Origin of the sequence: Elizabethkingia occulta, assembly GCF_002023715.1 — a bacterium.
GTDB lineage: Bacteria > Bacteroidota > Bacteroidia > Flavobacteriales > Weeksellaceae > Elizabethkingia > Elizabethkingia occulta.
On sequence record NZ_MAHX01000013.1, the window covers coordinates 135,234 to 150,372 of the forward strand.

Annotated in this window: 13 protein-coding genes; 4 read left to right on the top strand and 9 right to left on the bottom strand. The window is 36.4% G+C overall.

Annotated features, from left to right (window positions below; all coding sequences use genetic code 11):
• Positions 1-18: 18 nt before the first annotated feature.
• The 4 genes from murA to BAZ10_RS07040 all read right to left on the bottom strand — a co-directional run bounded on the left by murA (position 19) and on the right by BAZ10_RS07040 (position 2,966).
• Positions 19-1,326, bottom strand: coding sequence for a UDP-N-acetylglucosamine 1-carboxyvinyltransferase (gene murA / locus BAZ10_RS07025; protein WP_059154297.1), 1,308 nt, complete (start codon positions 1,324-1,326; stop codon positions 19-21).
• Positions 1,326-1,985 carry a DUF4290 domain-containing protein gene (locus BAZ10_RS07030; RefSeq protein WP_034868592.1) on the bottom strand — a complete coding sequence of 220 codons (660 nt, stop codon included), beginning with the start codon at positions 1,983-1,985 and terminating at the stop codon, positions 1,326-1,328. Before BAZ10_RS07030 ends, murA begins: the two co-directional genes overlap by 1 nt.
• Positions 1,986-2,060: 75 nt before the next feature.
• On the bottom strand, positions 2,061-2,480 hold the full coding sequence (locus tag BAZ10_RS07035; protein WP_059324204.1) for a thiol-disulfide oxidoreductase DCC family protein: 420 nt from the start codon (positions 2,478-2,480) through the stop codon (positions 2,061-2,063).
• Between the two features lie 6 nt (positions 2,481-2,486).
• Complete coding sequence (locus tag BAZ10_RS07040) at positions 2,487-2,966, bottom strand: heme-binding domain-containing protein (protein WP_034868598.1); 480 nt, start codon at positions 2,964-2,966, stop codon at positions 2,487-2,489.
• Positions 2,967-3,193: 227 nt separating this feature from the next.
• On the opposite strand from BAZ10_RS07040, the gene der reads away from it, so the two are divergent.
• Together der and BAZ10_RS07050 are read left to right on the top strand one after the other, a co-directional pair.
• Positions 3,194-4,504: a ribosome biogenesis GTPase Der gene (der, locus tag BAZ10_RS07045; protein WP_034868925.1), complete on the top strand. Its 1,311-nt coding sequence runs from the start codon at positions 3,194-3,196 to the stop codon at positions 4,502-4,504.
• 56 nt (positions 4,505-4,560) lie between these two features.
• Entirely contained in the window at positions 4,561-5,205 is a 645-nt protein-coding gene (locus tag BAZ10_RS07050) for a 4'-phosphopantetheinyl transferase family protein (protein ID WP_035590502.1), read from the top strand.
• Positions 5,206-5,225: 20 nt separating this feature from the next.
• Here BAZ10_RS07050 and BAZ10_RS07055 read toward each other — a convergent pair whose 3' ends face one another.
• The 3 genes from BAZ10_RS07055 to BAZ10_RS07065 are packed head-to-tail and all read right to left on the bottom strand — an operon-like array spanning position 5,226 to position 10,534.
• The gene (locus BAZ10_RS07055) at positions 5,226-6,068 is read right to left on the bottom strand and encodes a carboxylesterase family protein (RefSeq protein WP_035590504.1); all 843 of its coding nucleotides are present in this window, start codon (positions 6,066-6,068) and stop codon (positions 5,226-5,228) included.
• Positions 6,069-6,082: 14 nt separating this feature from the next.
• Entirely contained in the window at positions 6,083-6,568 is a 486-nt protein-coding gene (locus BAZ10_RS07060; RefSeq protein WP_035590505.1) for a GNAT family N-acetyltransferase, read from the bottom strand.
• A 45-nt stretch (positions 6,569-6,613) separates the two neighbouring features.
• Positions 6,614-10,534: a Pls/PosA family non-ribosomal peptide synthetase gene (locus BAZ10_RS07065; RefSeq protein ID WP_078771465.1), complete on the bottom strand. Its 3,921-nt coding sequence runs from the start codon at positions 10,532-10,534 to the stop codon at positions 6,614-6,616.
• A 109-nt stretch (positions 10,535-10,643) separates the two neighbouring features.
• Between BAZ10_RS07065 and upp the strand changes: the two genes are divergently transcribed.
• A complete protein-coding gene (upp, locus tag BAZ10_RS07070; protein ID WP_078771466.1) occupies positions 10,644-11,294 on the top strand; it encodes a uracil phosphoribosyltransferase in 651 nt (216 codons plus the stop codon).
• 5 nt (positions 11,295-11,299) lie between these two features.
• On the opposite strand, the gene BAZ10_RS07075 is transcribed toward upp, so the two are convergent.
• Both BAZ10_RS07075 and BAZ10_RS07080 read right to left on the bottom strand, forming a co-directional pair.
• Positions 11,300-11,953 carry a ComF family protein gene (locus BAZ10_RS07075; RefSeq protein ID WP_078771467.1) on the bottom strand — a complete coding sequence of 218 codons (654 nt, stop codon included), beginning with the start codon at positions 11,951-11,953 and terminating at the stop codon, positions 11,300-11,302.
• Positions 11,954-11,974: 21 nt separating this feature from the next.
• A complete protein-coding gene (locus BAZ10_RS07080) occupies positions 11,975-13,480 on the bottom strand; it encodes a helix-turn-helix domain-containing protein (protein ID WP_078771468.1) in 1,506 nt (501 codons plus the stop codon).
• A 78-nt stretch (positions 13,481-13,558) separates the two neighbouring features.
• On the opposite strand from BAZ10_RS07080, the gene aceB reads away from it, so the two are divergent.
• Positions 13,559-15,124, top strand: coding sequence for a malate synthase A (aceB, locus tag BAZ10_RS07085; RefSeq protein ID WP_078771469.1), 1,566 nt, complete (start codon positions 13,559-13,561; stop codon positions 15,122-15,124).
• Positions 15,125-15,139 lie beyond the last annotated feature (15 nt).

Here is a 15,139-nt window from a genome sequence, read left to right on the forward strand (position 1 = left end):
AATGCTTTTTTTGTGTTATTATATTCTTTGGATGTCTGCTCCCAGAGCTTTTAATCTTCCGTCTATATTTTCGTAACCTCTGTCAATCTGTTCTATATTGTGAATAATAGATTTTCCTTCGGCTGATAAAGCTGCAATAAGCAATGCGTTTCCGGCACGAATATCCGGCGATGTCATTGTTGTACCTCTTAGTGGAGCTTCGTGGTTTAGTCCTACCACTGTTGCTCTGTGCGGGTCGCAAAGGATAATCTGTGCTCCCATGTCGATTAATTTATCCACAAAGAACAAACGGGATTCGAACATCTTCTGGTGAACCAGAACAGTTCCCTTTGCCTGAGTAGCAACAACTAAAACAATAGACAATAAATCCGGAGTGAAACCTGGCCACGGAGCATCGGTAACGGTAAGGATAGAACCGTCAATAAACTTCTGTATCTTATAGTGTTCCTGTGCAGGAATGTAGATGTCTTCTCCGCTTCTCTCCAGTTGTATTCCAAGCTTTCTGAAAGTATCAGGAATAATTCCTAATTGGTTCCAGTTAACATTTTTAATAGTGATTTCAGACTTTGTCATTGCTGCAAGTCCAATCCATGAACCTATTTCTACCATATCCGGAAGCATTGTATGCTCAGTCCCGTGAAGATGTTCAACACCTTCAATAGTTAATAAGTTTGATCCTACACCAGAAATGTTAGCTCCCATTCTGTTTAGCATCTTGCAAAGTTGCTGAAGGTAAGGTTCGCAGGCAGCATTATAAATTCTGGTTTTTCCTTTCGCCAGGACGGCAGCCATTAGAATATTAGCTGTACCAGTTACAGAAGCTTCTTCCAGTAGGATAAATTTACCGTGAAGTTCTTTAGCTTTTAATGAATAAAAATATTGCTCTTCATCATAATGAAACTCAGCTCCTAATTCAACAAATCCCTGAAAGTGAGTGTCTAATCTTCTTCTTCCGATTTTGTCACCACCCGGTGTTGGCATATAAGCCTCACCGAAACGTGCTAAAAGCGGACCTAAAAGCATAACAGAACCTCTTAGCTTTGCTCCGTTCATTTTGAATTCCGGAGATTTGATATAATCGAAGTTAATGTTATCTGCTTTGAAGGTATAGTCACCTTTACCATTTTTTGTAATAATAACGCCCAGGTCTCTTAAAATGTCAATAAGCTGATTAACATCTTTAATGTCTGGTATATTCTTAATTCTTACTTCATCACCTGTTAAAAGCACAGCGCAAAGAATCTGCAATGCTTCGTTTTTTGCACCTTGTGGAGTAATTTCTCCGGATAAAGGCTTTCCTCCTCGTATTTGAAATGCGTTACTCATTAATTCTTTCGGTTGTTTTTATGATTATTCTGGAAATTTCTTCTTTTCTGCTGGTTGTTTTTATTATTTTGATTCTGGTTCTGATTTTTGTTTCTGTGATTGTTGCCAGAATGATAAATCTTACTTTTTTCTAAAGAATCAACACCTGTAATGTCCAGCTGTTCATTAGAAAGCGTTTTTAGATGTCTGAAGATTACCTCGTCCTGTACATGCTCTTTATTATATACATTATACGACTTCTTCATATTATTTGCAATAACCTGAATCAAAGCCTCTTTTTCTTCACCTTCCGGAAGAGAAATAGCTTTATCTATAAGTTGTAAAATACTTTTGCCATAAAACTTATACTCATTATCATAAGAAGGATACTCCAGTTTTTTAGGTTTCTGTTGTAATTCTTCAGCGGTCGGAATCGGGTATGGAGAGTCTACATCCAGATTATAATCTGCAAGAATAAAAAGATGATCCCAAAGCTTATGATTATAATTTTCCTCATCACGAAGGTGTGGATTCCTTTGCCCGATAAAAGCGATGATGGCATTTGCCATTTCGTTTCGTTCTTCTTTGGTAGGAAGTGCCTTGCAATGCTCTACCAGAGATTGTATAAGGCGCCCGTATTCAGGCATATATAATGGTGTTCTTTCAGTATTGTATTCCATTGATAGACGGATGTAAAATAAGGGTCAAAGATAGTGTTTTTATTTTGGTTTTTATATTCCCAAAAGTATTCTGAATTAGGTCAGAAATGGCTCAGTTATAAACTTTTTTCTCTCCTCAATAGTCAGAATAGGGCAGGCTTCAACGTCTACTTTTTTCCGGTTTCGGGAAACAAAATCATAAATGGTATCAGAAATAAATTCGGGTATAAATTTCATCCATGATAATGGACGATATATACCACCCAGTAAAGAAAAGATCTTAAAGATTGCTTTAGATCTTACCAGATAGTATTGCTGAGGTTTTAACAGGTAAATTGTATTGAATTCGATGTGGTTCAGGTTTCTCTTTTTCAGAAAATCCTGTCCGAAATCTGATTGGAGTGCGGCAAACATAAATTTGTTTTTATCGTCGCGTTTCAGAATAAAATTTACCCAGTAATTGCACATCGGGCAATCACCATCATATAGAACAATATGTTTATTTTGTATTTGCATTTTTTGTTACGGCTGCTCCTGTTCAGTCGTGTTGTATCTTATTTCGGTATCTGTTCTGGCGTTTTTCAGATATTTGATCAGCATCTTTTTATCTGTATCACTAAGTCTGGCATTTTGATGGGCCAAAAGGTAGGTTTCCAGAGGCATTTTATCTTTTTCAATCATTTCCACAGACTCGTCCAGTTTCCGGAGTTGTCTTTCTGTGTCATAAAGTGCAAAGGTAGAAAAATTAAGATGTTTTCTACCATCAATAATATGATCTTTCATCCACCAGGATACAGGAGCAATATTACTGTACCATGGATATTTAGTTTCATTGGAATGACAGTCATAACAGGAATTTCTAATAACCTTGCTGACTTCTTCGGGAGTTTTCTTTATAGTAAGAAAATCCATCCTTTCATTCACAGGTGGGTTGACTTTATCAATCGGAAAGAACTGAATGATAATGAAAGCAACCAGTAGTATAACCAAAAATTTTTTCATTGAAAGTGAAGTTTCCTTATCAAATTTATAAAAAATATTGCTTATATGCTCATCTTCAATATATAAACTTATGTCGTTGTAAATATAAAACTGGTAACAACAAACTAAATTCGTATCTTTGCAAAAATTTTTGGGCTCGGAAAGACCGGGTAACCCATTCTTTAACGTCTTCTTTTTCGCTCAGATTATACTATACACTGAGTGAGGCCGAAGAGAAACAAAATTTTATGTCAAATATTGTTGCAATCGTTGGGCGTCCCAACGTTGGAAAATCCACCCTGTTTAACAGACTTTTAGAGAGAAGAGAAGCTATTGTAGATTCTACAGCCGGAGTAACCCGTGACCGTCATTATGGTAAATCGGAATGGAACGGAGTAGAGTTTACTGTAATCGATACGGGTGGTTATGATGTAGGTACTGATGATGTATTCGAAGAGGAGATTCGTAAGCAGGTACAGCTTGCAGTAGATGAGGCGACTTCAATTATCTTTATGATGAATGTTGAAGAAGGTCTTACAGATACAGATTATGAAATCTATCATTTGCTAAGAAGATCGAATAAACCTGTTTATATTGTTATAAACAAAGTTGATTCTTCAAGAGAAGAGCTTCCGGCAACGGAATTTTATCAATTAGGAATTGATAAGTATTTTACACTTTCATCTGCTACCGGTTCCGGTACAGGAGATTTGTTGGATGATGTAGTAAGAGATTTCCCTACAACAGAATATAAAGACCCGTTTGAAGGTCTTCCTAAAATTACAATTGTTGGTCGTCCGAATGTTGGTAAGTCTACAATGACCAATGCTCTTTTGGATAACGAGCGTAATATTGTTACTGATATTGCTGGTACCACAAGAGATAGTATCCAAAGTTTGTATAACAAATTCGGACACGAATTTGTATTGGTAGATACTGCAGGGATGCGTAAAAAGAACAGAGTTTCTGAAAACCTGGAGTTCTATTCTGTAATGCGTTCGGTAAGAGCTATTGAGAATTCGGATGTAGTAATTATTATGGTAGACGCTGAATTAGGATGGGAGGCTCAGGATATGAGCATCTTTGGTATTGCTCAGCGAAACAGAAAAGGTATTGTAATCCTTGTTAATAAATGGGATTTGGTTGAAGATAAGAAAACCAATACAATGCGTGATTTTGAACAAGCGATCCGTAATAAGATTGGTCAGTTTTCTGATGTTCCAATTCTTTTTGTTTCTGCTCTTACAAAGCAAAGAATTTTGAAATCTGTAGAAACAGCAATGGAGGTTTATGAAAACCGTCAGAAGAAAATCAAAACTTCTAAGCTTAATGAGGTGATGTTACCAATATTCGAAGGAACGCCACCGCCAGCTATAAAAGGTAAGTACATAAAAATTAAATATTGTGTACAGTTGCCAACACCTTCTCCACAGTTTGTATTTTTCTGTAATCTTCCACAATATGTGAAAGAGCCTTATAAGAGGTTTACCGAAAATCAGCTGCGTAAAGAGTTTGGCTTTACCGGAGTTCCGATAGAAGTATATTTCAGACAAAAATAATAAAGAAACCCTTGTTAAGATCACTCTTAGCAAGGGTTTTTAAAATCTGCTATATAATGGAGGTTATACTTTTTTATACCTTTATTTCTCAAAATCCACCCGAAAAAATAGATGCCTTTTTCCGTACACTTCCGGAAGAACTAAGATTGTCTATATCTCAATACCAGAGTCAGAAAGATAGACAGGCCAGGGTGTTGTCTAAATTTTTAACTGAAAAGTTATTTCATCAATTTTATCCGGATCATCAGTTAGATTGGAAAAAACTTAAAAAAGATGAAAACTTTAAACCTTATCTGGAAGGCTATCATTTTAATTTTTCATCTGCACACAGCGAAGATCTATGTCTAGTCTGTGCTTCTGTGAACGATAGATGCGGCGTTGATACGGAGATATTAAAGCCTCTGGATGTTTCAGTTTTTAAAGATTTTCTTCACTCTGAAGAGCAAGATTATCTATTGAATGGCCAGAATTCTGTGAATGATTTTTATAATATATGGATAAAAAAGGAAGCCGTGCTAAAGGCTTCTGGTTTGGGGATTTCTAAGGAGTTAAATGAAGTAAATACTTTGCCTGATTGTATACAGGTCAATGATCAGAACTTTTTTACAAACGAAGTCTTTATCTCAGAACTTTATAAAGTTTTTATAGCATCGGAAAACCCATCTGTAAAAATCAGTGTATACAACATATCAATTGGCTAAACCTTATCTGAGGTTAATTGTTATTTTCTTTTTTCAAATAACCATTTCGGAATTTCGTCATTCAGTAGGAAAGGAATCGTAATATTATTATGATTAAGATATGTGTAGGTGGTAAATAATAGATTTTTATTCCCACTGAGCTTTTTGTAAAGCACCTCGCTTCCAACATATGGATTTTCATTATCCTCACTTCCGTGGATAAGCCAAATCTTTTTGTTTCTTATTTTATTAAGGTTCGAAAAATTTGGAACAGCGGCAATAGAAACGATTGCTGCGAATGTTTCGGGAGTAATACTTAGTAAATCCTGAGCGGTAGAAGCTCCCATGGAATAACCAACCAGATATATTCTGTTCTTATCTATTTCCGGATATTCAGCTGTTGTTTTCTTAATGAGTTCTGGTAATGCCAATACATCTTCAGAAGGTTTTGAGACAAGAATTCCGTCGTTGTTTTCAGTATAATTGGATGAGCGTTCTCCAAATTGTGGCGCTATAACAAAGCAATTGTATCGACTATAAATATCGTTCCTAAGCCATATTCTTGCAAGATGTTCTAGCTGATTTTCATTGTCGTGACCAATTCTGGATGAATTATGAAATGTAATAACCAGAGGATATTTCTTTTTGTTATCAATATTTTTAGGTAACAGAAATCTGTACGGTAATTCTTTGTCTTTGTAACTGAATACTTTTTTTTGGTAATTCTCTGTAGAAAGATTATTTAATGCTTTTCTGGTATTGACAAATGTAAGACTGTCTACCTTGGTATTACTGTATAAATGCCTTTGACCCCACATTATACCTGATGTGAAGAGGCAAAGAAAAGTTATTCTCTGAATGGTTCGGGAATAAAGTTTAATCATTTTTTATGTTGTAATTATATCCATTTTTCATACAAAAGCCTTACAGGCTGATAGCCTTGTGAAGTTAACCAACGTTGCATGGTTTCGTTGTTGCATAAAGTGAATCTGTAAATTTTACGGATTTTATATTGCTCCAGATACATTTTTTCAAAAGCTTTATTTAGTGCGGTATATATTCCGTTCTTTCTGTATTCTTTTTTTACATAACCTTCAGAAACATATAGATCATCAGCGTCACCGAGCTCAAAATTACTGTCATCTTTCTCATCGATATAACCGAAAATAAAGCCTATAGCTTTGCCGTTTACTTCAGCGATAAGAAAAGAGCCGTCATTCTCATCTTCACAGTCTTCCATAAACCGCATATAATTTTTCCGGATATGTTTCCAGTCTGCAGTATGCTCGTTCATCTCTCTTTCTGAGAGATGAAGTTCACCTACCAGCTCATCTACTATAGGTAGATGCTCGCTAATTTTTATTTTCCTGATCTGATATTCCATCTTGTATTTTCCGAAATTTGTTTGGTTGAAACAGTATTATAATATTTACTTACCTCTTACAGGGCTTCCGTGCCATGATGTATTGTCGGAAAGTACTTCTCCCTTCATCACTAAAGATAAAGCATCTACATGTACATTATCTCCAATTTCAGTATCATAAAGAATAATACTTCTGGCGCTGATGGTTGTCTGATTTCCGATTTTTACACTGCCAACTTTCATAATCCGGTCTTCGAACAAGTGTGTTTGCGGTCCGCATTCTTCATTCAGCATGGATTCATCACCAATAGATACCATGTCAAATTCTGTAATGTCTGTAGTGTTCAGCCATACTCGTTTTCCGATTTTAACACCCAGAAATCTCATAAAGATTGGAAGCCACATTGTTCCGCGTAAAGCATCCAGGAAAAAAGGAATAGCCAAAGCTTCGTATAATGTAGTAATTCCCTCACTTAGCCATACTTTTAGGTTATACATAGGGATTTCTGTCTTTTTATATTTTGTTACTAAAATCCATTTAAGAAGAACTGTGAAGAAGAAAGCTGGCAGTGCAACGATTCCGAGATAATAAAATGGTGATAATAATAGTAATAATGGTATTCTGCCTTCCAGATAGACGCTTGTGTATGCTATGAAAAGTACACTGCATATAATGATAATGGTTTGTGGCAGAATGATTCTTATACCTTCAACAATAGCACGGGCAAATTTTAAAGATGCCGGCGGGTTATAGGTAAGGTTGTCATTGAAGATGTCGGACTTTTGTCGGGAAGGCAATCCGATAGGTGGAGAACCAAACCAGTCTTTCTCTACGGAATTGGCTAGTTGCTCCTCAGTTGGTGCTTTGCTTAGAACACCAATAAGCATATTATCACCCAGCTGATATCCTTGTGGTATCAGCCCACTATTGCCAACAAAGCTATTATTGCCAATTTTTGTTTTAGCCAATATTAATTGCCCATTTCTTACGTCATGTTCTCCCAGGATAACTGCATCGGCAATAAAAGAACCTTCACCAATTTCCAGTAAGTTGTGAGACACATCACTTGCAGTAGAAATCTCCGAATTTTTCCCCACTTTGGCTCCCATCATTCTGTAAAACTTAGAGATGTAGATGGATGCAAACAGAGGATGTAATACAACCAGGGATATATTGAAAATCTGATCTTTCACCCATTTTCTGTAATAAGTAAAACTGTACACCGGATATATGCCGGGTTTCATTTTGATTTGTAGTAGTCTGGTAAGGAAACTTACAACCAGAATAAATAACAAAATGTAAACGGTAGAAAGTATCGGTGCCTGCCACAAATAATAGAAATTGTAATCCGATGAACGTTCGTCCAGATAGTAAAGTGTATAAAGAGTTGGAGCCAGCGGTAATACGATAATCAACGGGAAGAAAAACAGTGATATAGCATAGAACAACGAGAATAAGCTTCTTTTTCCAGCAGAAATCAATTCAGGTTGTTGAGTTTCTTCTGTTGTTTTTGTTCTTATTTTCTGTGCCGGGCTTCCGTTCCATATTTCTCCGTAGCCTACTTTTTCGCCTTCATTCAGACAACTCAGATCCTGTAACTCTCCAAATTCCTCTATAGTAGTTTCTCCACATACCACAACGGAAGAACCTATATAGGAATGTGCCTTTAAGTGTACTTTGCGTATTTTTAATATTCCGTTTTCCACAGAAGCATTATCTATGCAGCATCCGGAACTGGTTGTTACGTTCTCATCTATGGTTACAAGATCTTCGGCTGCAATTGGTAATAAGCTTAATTGAGCTGACGGATGTACTTTTACACCTAATAAGCGCAAATATTTAGGATAAAGAGGAGTTTCTACAATAAACTCAGATGGCATTAATCTTTTTACAGTTTTCCATAACCACCATCTGAAGTAATACCATCCCCATAGCGAATAATCTCCTTCTTTTATTTTTCCGATAACCAGCCATTTGGTAATGAGTATAATTAAAGAATAGACTGGCGGAATAAGGGTATACAATAACATCGCACTTAGCAGGGCATAATGCAATCCGAACCCGTTTAGCTGGAAATAATAATAAGCGAGATATGGAAAGAATATCTGAATACTTAATAGTCCGTATACAACCAGTAAGCTTAGTGTTTGTGCTAAGTTGCAAAGATAATATTGCAAGGTGGATACCTTTTGGAAAGGTTCTTTATGCTCAGCTTTTGTATTTTGTTTTTTCTGTAGAACCTCTGTAAATGCTGCTAGCGGACGGTTTTCGTATACATCTTTAAGAGAGGCATAAGGGATTCCGGCTTTCTGTCTTAGATGTGAAACCAGAGTTGCTGCCAATAGGGAATGCCCGCCAAGGTCAGTGAAAAAATCCTGAGACAGGTTAATGTCTTTTCCTGGGAATACAATGTGGAGAACTTTTATAAGTTTTTCATCTACAGAATCATTTTCTCCAATTTCGATATGACTTGTACTTTCCTGTACTAAGAAGCTATCAGGTAAGGGTAGTTTTTTTCTGTCTATTTTGCCACTTGGCATTCGCGGCATTTCTTTCATTTTTATAATGGTGATCGGAACCATGTATGGAGCCAGAAACTTCGCCAGTTCTTTACGCATTTCGTTTTCATTAAAATCTGCATCAGATTTCATTACAGCATAGCCAACCAATTGCCCCTGTTGGTTTGCATCTTCTCTTACTGTAACCGCTGCAGAGGAAACTCCTTCCAGTTGGTTTAGGCGGGTTTCTATTTCGCCTAGTTCAATACGATAGCCTCGCAGCTTGATCTGGTCATCAATTCTTCCCTGGAAATCAATAAAGCCATCTTCTCTGAAAGCAACAGCATCACCAGTTTTATATATCGTATCCCCTGGTAATTCATGGAACGGATTGGGCAGGAACTTTTGTGCCGTGAGTTCTGGTAAATTAAAATATCCGTTACTAACACCAGGCCCGGAAATAATCATTTCGCCACGCTCACCATGCGGAACAATATTCATATTTTCATCTACAACGGCAATATGATAGTTGGGCAATGGTGGACCAATAGTAAGTTCCTGAGTGGAATTTAGTATTGCCATATTAGAAGAAACGGTGGTTTCTGTTGGTCCATAACTGTTTATAAATGTGCGGTATGGTTTTGCCCATTTTTCCTGAACCTGTTTGGTGCAAGCTTCACCACCTGCATTTACGAGGCGTAAAGCCGGAACTTCATCTATAATAGCTAAAATACTAGGAACAGCATGAAGAATTGTAATTTTATTCTCTATTAAAACAGTGCTGAGTTCGTCAATCGCTTTGACAGTGGTAGCATCTGCAATCCATATTGTAGCTCCTGCAAAAAGACTTATCCACACTTCTTCGCACCACATATCGAACGACACAGAAAAACCCTGATAAACCTTATCGGTATCTTTAATGCCAATAAAATCTTCTTCAGAACGAATCAGGTGACATATATTCCGGTGGGAAATTGGTATGCCTTTCGGATTTCCGGTACTCCCGGAGGTGAAAAGTACATATGCCCAATTATCTGGATTAATTGCAACTTCCGGAAGTGAAACTTTCTCAGTTGGTTGCTCCGGAATCGTAATGGGACTGCAATGGATGCCAGCATCTGTATCAGAAAAATAAGTTTTCACATTGATATCTGTAAATACCATTTTGATACGATCTTCAGGCATCTCTCTGTCCAGAGGTATGTAGCAGGCTCCCGCTTTCAGGATCCCTAGTATAGCAACCGGAAGTTCCATGCTTCTGGGATACCATACGCCTACACAGTCGCCTTCCTGTACGCCTTCTTCTTTTAGGCGTAAAGCTATAGCATTACTCCAGTTGTCTAATTCTTCATAAGTAAGAGTCCTGTCTTTAAAAATAAAAGCAGGTTTGGTTTTATATTTTTCAAAAGTGGGAATTAATAGCTCCGGTAAAGTTTCGTTTTTAATAAATTCCGGTGCTATTTTGCCTAAAATAAAGCTTTTGTTCATAAAGTTCTGGTGGGGAAATAATTAACTAAAGGTAATATTTTTTTGTGTCCGTAAAGCTTTTGAGTCAGTTTTTTTAATCGTATTTTTGTTTAACCCAAAATAAAAATTCATGCTATATATTTTATCAGAAAACTTTTCCCTCGTCAATTCGTGGATTAATGATTTAAGAAATGTTGATGTTCAGGGAGATAGAATGAAGTTTCGTAGAAATATGGAACGTATCGGAGAGATAGCAGCATTTGAAATCAGTAAGCAGTTTGAACAAAAAGAAGTTGAGATTGTAACACCACTGGAGACAATCACGTCAAAAGAAATAGCAGTACAGCCGGTGATTACTACAATCCTGAGAGCCGGAGTCCCATTATTTCAGGGAATTCTTAATTATTTAGACAAAGCTGATTGTGGCTTTGTGGCAGCATACAGAAAACATGATGCAAACGACTATTTTTCTATAAAGCAGGATTATCTTACTTGTCCGAATCTGACAGGTCGTCCGTTAATTATTGCGGATCCGATGTTAGCAACCGGAGCATCACTTATTGAAGCTATAAAAGATTTATTAACCCACGGAACACCATCACAAATGCATATTGTAGCGGCAATCGCAAGTAAAGAAGGAGTTGAGGTTATTCGTAAAGCTTACCCTGAAGCACATCTTTGGGTAGGTGTTGTAGATGCAGCTCTTACATCCAAAGGTTATATTACACCAGGATTAGGAGATGCAGGTGATCTTTCTTATGGAGAAAAATTACAGCGATAAGCAAATTAATCAATTGCCATAACCAAAACGCTCAGCTTATTGCCGGGCGTTTTTAGTATCTCCCAGGCGCAGGAAGCTAAGGTACTCCCGGTAGTGCATACATCATCAATAAGAAGGAAATGAATGTTTTCAACAGGATTGGGAACTGTGAATATATTGGTGTTTTCCTTTCTCTGTATCAGTTTTTTTCTGGCTTGAGCAGTGCTATAAGCTGTCCTTTTTAAATAATGATGATTATATGGAATACTCCATTCCTTAGATAATATTTCTGTAAAACGATGTAACTGATTGTAGCCTCGCTTTTTTAGTTTTTTGATATGCAGAGGAATATTAATTAGTGTATCAGGTTTTGATTTTAGATTTACTTTTTCTGATGTCCACCGGGCTAATGTTTCTCCTATAATTTCGCGATTAGCATATTTGAGATTATGAATTAATTTTCTGCTAAGACCTTCTTTCTCAAAATTCATCAAAGAGTAAGAATTTTCAACAGGGAAAAGAGAAGATAATTTCTGTTGTAATGGTGTCTCCGATAATGATTCCCAATGGGTGAAATCTATTTGATCATAGCATTCTTCACAAATAATATCTTTTCCACCAATAATGTGATTGCATTGAAGGCAACGGTTTGGAAATAATATATCTGTAAATAAATTCATAACTCGTTTTGAGTCAGTGATTTATGATTTGTTTTTCATTTCTGCCAATTTTTTTTCAACAGAGATTTGTATTTTTTCGTTAAGTTCTTGTTTTTCCAGTTTTATAGCTGGAGCTTGTCGTACTTCACAATCTTTTATAGAGCAGCTTTCACACGTAACACCTACACTTTCTCTGGATATATTCTTTAGAAATTTTAATTGTTTTGTTGTTTCGGGATTTAGTAAAATTCCCAGACAATAGCTTCTGTTATTGCCATCAGCAAAAGGATTTTTTTGAGATGTGGATATCACCAGATAATTGAGACCTGAATTTTCGTATTCCGATATCTGTATAGCTGTCAGACTCTTGGAATCGGAAAGATTCTGCATGTTTTTTATAGCAATCCATCGGCGGCAATAATGTTCGTTGGTTGTATTGGCATGCGGTGCCTGATGTCTGTTGAGGTGCAGTTCTTTCAGGATATCTATTTTATCACTGTTTTTTCTTTTTACAAAACACAGATAAAAGATGTCTTTCATCCCGAAAAATTCAGGAAGAATGTTAGTAAGTCTGTAAAAAAGAGTTTCAGGAGACTGTGTATAGTTTTCTATAAGATGATCAAACTTTTCATTGTTCCATTCTTTGTCAGAGAATATACTTTTTGTTTCCTGTATCAGCTGATCTTTTGGAATAAGAAGACAGCCTGCAAAATAAGATGCGTAAAAGTTATTAACAAGGCTATCGAAGTTGGTAAACTTTACCCAGGTATAAGTATTTGGGCGAGGTTGCAGATTTAAATACTGAAATCCGATTTCCTTTGCCAGGATAAAAAGTTTTTGCTGTTCCCCAAGTTTCTGATTAATAGAAAGAATTTTATGATCTGCAGAATATAGAGAACGCAGATGCTTTAGCTGTCCTTGTTCTTCGTAGTCTTCATAGTAAATCTGATAACCAGATTCTTGCTTCAGTATATCTTCTAAAATCTGAATATTAATTGTAGTAAGTCCATATTTTTTTTTGAATTCGATGGCTTTTTCTTCAATTTCCGGAAAGTAATTATTATAGAGCTCCTGGAAGGATCGTAGTACCGAAAGGTAGAAATGATCTTTATCAAAATTATAAGTCTGTGCAATCTCTATAAGAGTGTTGATAAAGGCATTTACTTTTTTTGGGGCTTCACTTACAATGTTGATAAGTGAATTTTTATTGATTCCGAAAAGTTCCAGAGGAAGTTCTCTAAAGAAATCTTTTTGCATCAGTTCTCCAATTGGAGCCAGATTTTTATCGAGCTGAATAGAGACCAATTCATCAAAATTGCAATCCAAAGCATCTGCCAGAGCTAATATTTTGTCGTGCTTGGGATACTTTTTTCCTTTTTCTATTTCGTTCAGGTAAGATTTGGACATACCCGTTTTTTCAGAAATTTCCTGTAGTGACCAGTTTTTCTGCTGGCGGAGCTGTCTCAGCTTTACCCCGAAAATAGTACGTATATAATCGCTCTCGATATTCATAAAATAAATATAGAAAATAAAAGCGATTATTCGCATAATAATTTATTTTTAATTTTAGCGAAAATTCGCTGTTGGTGAAAATTTATTTTTTACATTAGCAAAAAAATCAGACTCATGGAAAAATTTAGTATTCAACATTCAAAAAAGTATGAAGAGATCTACTCTGCTGAATTACAATTGTTTTTAACAGAGTTGCATGAGCATTTTAATGCTGAGAGACAAGCTCTTTTAGATAAAAGAAAGGTTTTGCAGAAGGAATTTGATCAGGGGATTTTACCTCGATTTTTGAAAGAGACCGAAGAAATCAGGAATGGAAACTGGGTATGTGAACCTCTGCCGAGTTCTTTACTGGACAGACGGGTAGAGATTACAGGTCCTGTTGACCGTAAGATGATTATTAATGCTATGAATTCCGGAGCTAATTGTTTCATGGCTGATTTTGAAGACAGCAATTCTCCTACTTGGGAGAATGTAATGGATGGACAGATGAATCTCAGAGATTTGAATAACAGAAATATTGATTTCGAAGTTAAAGGGAAACAATATATTCTGAATGAAAAGCCTGCAGTTTTGCTGGTACGCCCAAGAGGGCTCCATCTAAATGAAAAGCATATCCTTATTAATGGAGAGCAGGCATCGGGTTCTTTAATTGATTTTGGAATCTTCCTTTTTCTGAATGCTAAAAAGCAGTTGGAAAATGGAGTTGGACCTTATTTTTACCTTCCAAAACTGGAGAACCATCATGAATCTGCATGGTGGAATAAAGTTTTTGTATTCTCACAAAATTATCTTGGAATACCGCAAACTACGATTAAGGCGACTGTTTTAATAGAAACCATTACAGCTGCTTTTCAGATGGATGAAATTATATATTCTCTGAAAGAGCATATGGCGGGTCTGAACTGTGGGCGTTGGGATTATATTTTTTCATTTATTAAAAAGTTCAGAAAACTTCCTGAATTTATATTACCAGACAGAGATCAGGTGACGATGACTATCCATTTTATGAGCTCATACTCAAAGCTTTTGGTAAAAACCTGTCATAAAAGAGGTGTTTCTGCAATGGGAGGTATGGCTGCACAAATTCCTGTAAAATATGATGAGAATGCAAACGAAGTAGCTTTTGCAAAAGTACGCGCAGATAAAGAACGCGAAGTGAAGAACGGTCATGATGGAACATGGGTGGCACATCCGGCTTTGGTAAGTGTTGCCAAAGAAGTTTTCGATGCGGGAATGCCTACACCGAATCAGATTGATCAGAAAAAAGAAGAATACAATATTGCTGAAGCAGATCTGCTTACTGTTCCACAGGGTACAATTACCGAAGCAGGTGTACGCAAGAATATCAATGTGGGAATTCTTTATATCGAATCCTGGCTGGTAGGAGTTGGTGCTGCGGCTATTTATAATCTGATGGAAGATGCTGCAACAGCAGAGATTTCCCGAACCCAATTGTGGCAGGTATTCCATTCACAAAAACCATTAGAAGACGGACAATACCTTACAAAAGAAAATTATCTGAAATGGCAGGATGAAGAGTTAGTGAAGATAAAAGAATATGTAGGAGCTACAAGACATACCGATGGGAATTTTGCACTGGCAACACAGCTGCTGCAGGATATGGTTTTTGAAGAAAATTTTGAAGATTTTCTAACATTAAGAGCCTATAAATACATCTGAAATCAAAGAATAAAT

Excerpts from the sequence above, each read along its gene's own strand:
- murA (WP_059154297.1), bottom strand. The coding sequence starts at position 1,326 with ATGAGTAACGCATTTCAAATACGAGGAGGAAAGCCTTTATCCGGAGAA.
- BAZ10_RS07030 (WP_034868592.1), bottom strand. The coding sequence starts at position 1,985 with ATGGAATACAATACTGAAAGAACACCATTATATATGCCTGAATACGGG.
- BAZ10_RS07035 (WP_059324204.1), bottom strand. The coding sequence starts at position 2,480 with ATGCAAATACAAAATAAACATATTGTTCTATATGATGGTGATTGCCCG.
- BAZ10_RS07040 (WP_034868598.1), bottom strand. The coding sequence starts at position 2,966 with ATGAAAAAATTTTTGGTTATACTACTGGTTGCTTTCATTATCATTCAG.
- der (WP_034868925.1), top strand. The coding sequence starts at position 3,194 with ATGTCAAATATTGTTGCAATCGTTGGGCGTCCCAACGTTGGAAAATCC.
- BAZ10_RS07050 (WP_035590502.1), top strand. The coding sequence starts at position 4,561 with ATGGAGGTTATACTTTTTTATACCTTTATTTCTCAAAATCCACCCGAA.
- BAZ10_RS07055 (WP_035590504.1), bottom strand. The coding sequence starts at position 6,068 with ATGATTAAACTTTATTCCCGAACCATTCAGAGAATAACTTTTCTTTGC.
- BAZ10_RS07060 (WP_035590505.1), bottom strand. The coding sequence starts at position 6,568 with ATGGAATATCAGATCAGGAAAATAAAAATTAGCGAGCATCTACCTATA.
- BAZ10_RS07065 (WP_078771465.1), bottom strand. The coding sequence starts at position 10,534 with ATGAACAAAAGCTTTATTTTAGGCAAAATAGCACCGGAATTTATTAAA.
- upp (WP_078771466.1), top strand. The coding sequence starts at position 10,644 with ATGCTATATATTTTATCAGAAAACTTTTCCCTCGTCAATTCGTGGATT.
- BAZ10_RS07075 (WP_078771467.1), bottom strand. The coding sequence starts at position 11,953 with ATGAATTTATTTACAGATATATTATTTCCAAACCGTTGCCTTCAATGC.
- BAZ10_RS07080 (WP_078771468.1), bottom strand. The coding sequence starts at position 13,480 with ATGCGAATAATCGCTTTTATTTTCTATATTTATTTTATGAATATCGAG.
- aceB (WP_078771469.1), top strand. The coding sequence starts at position 13,559 with ATGGAAAAATTTAGTATTCAACATTCAAAAAAGTATGAAGAGATCTAC.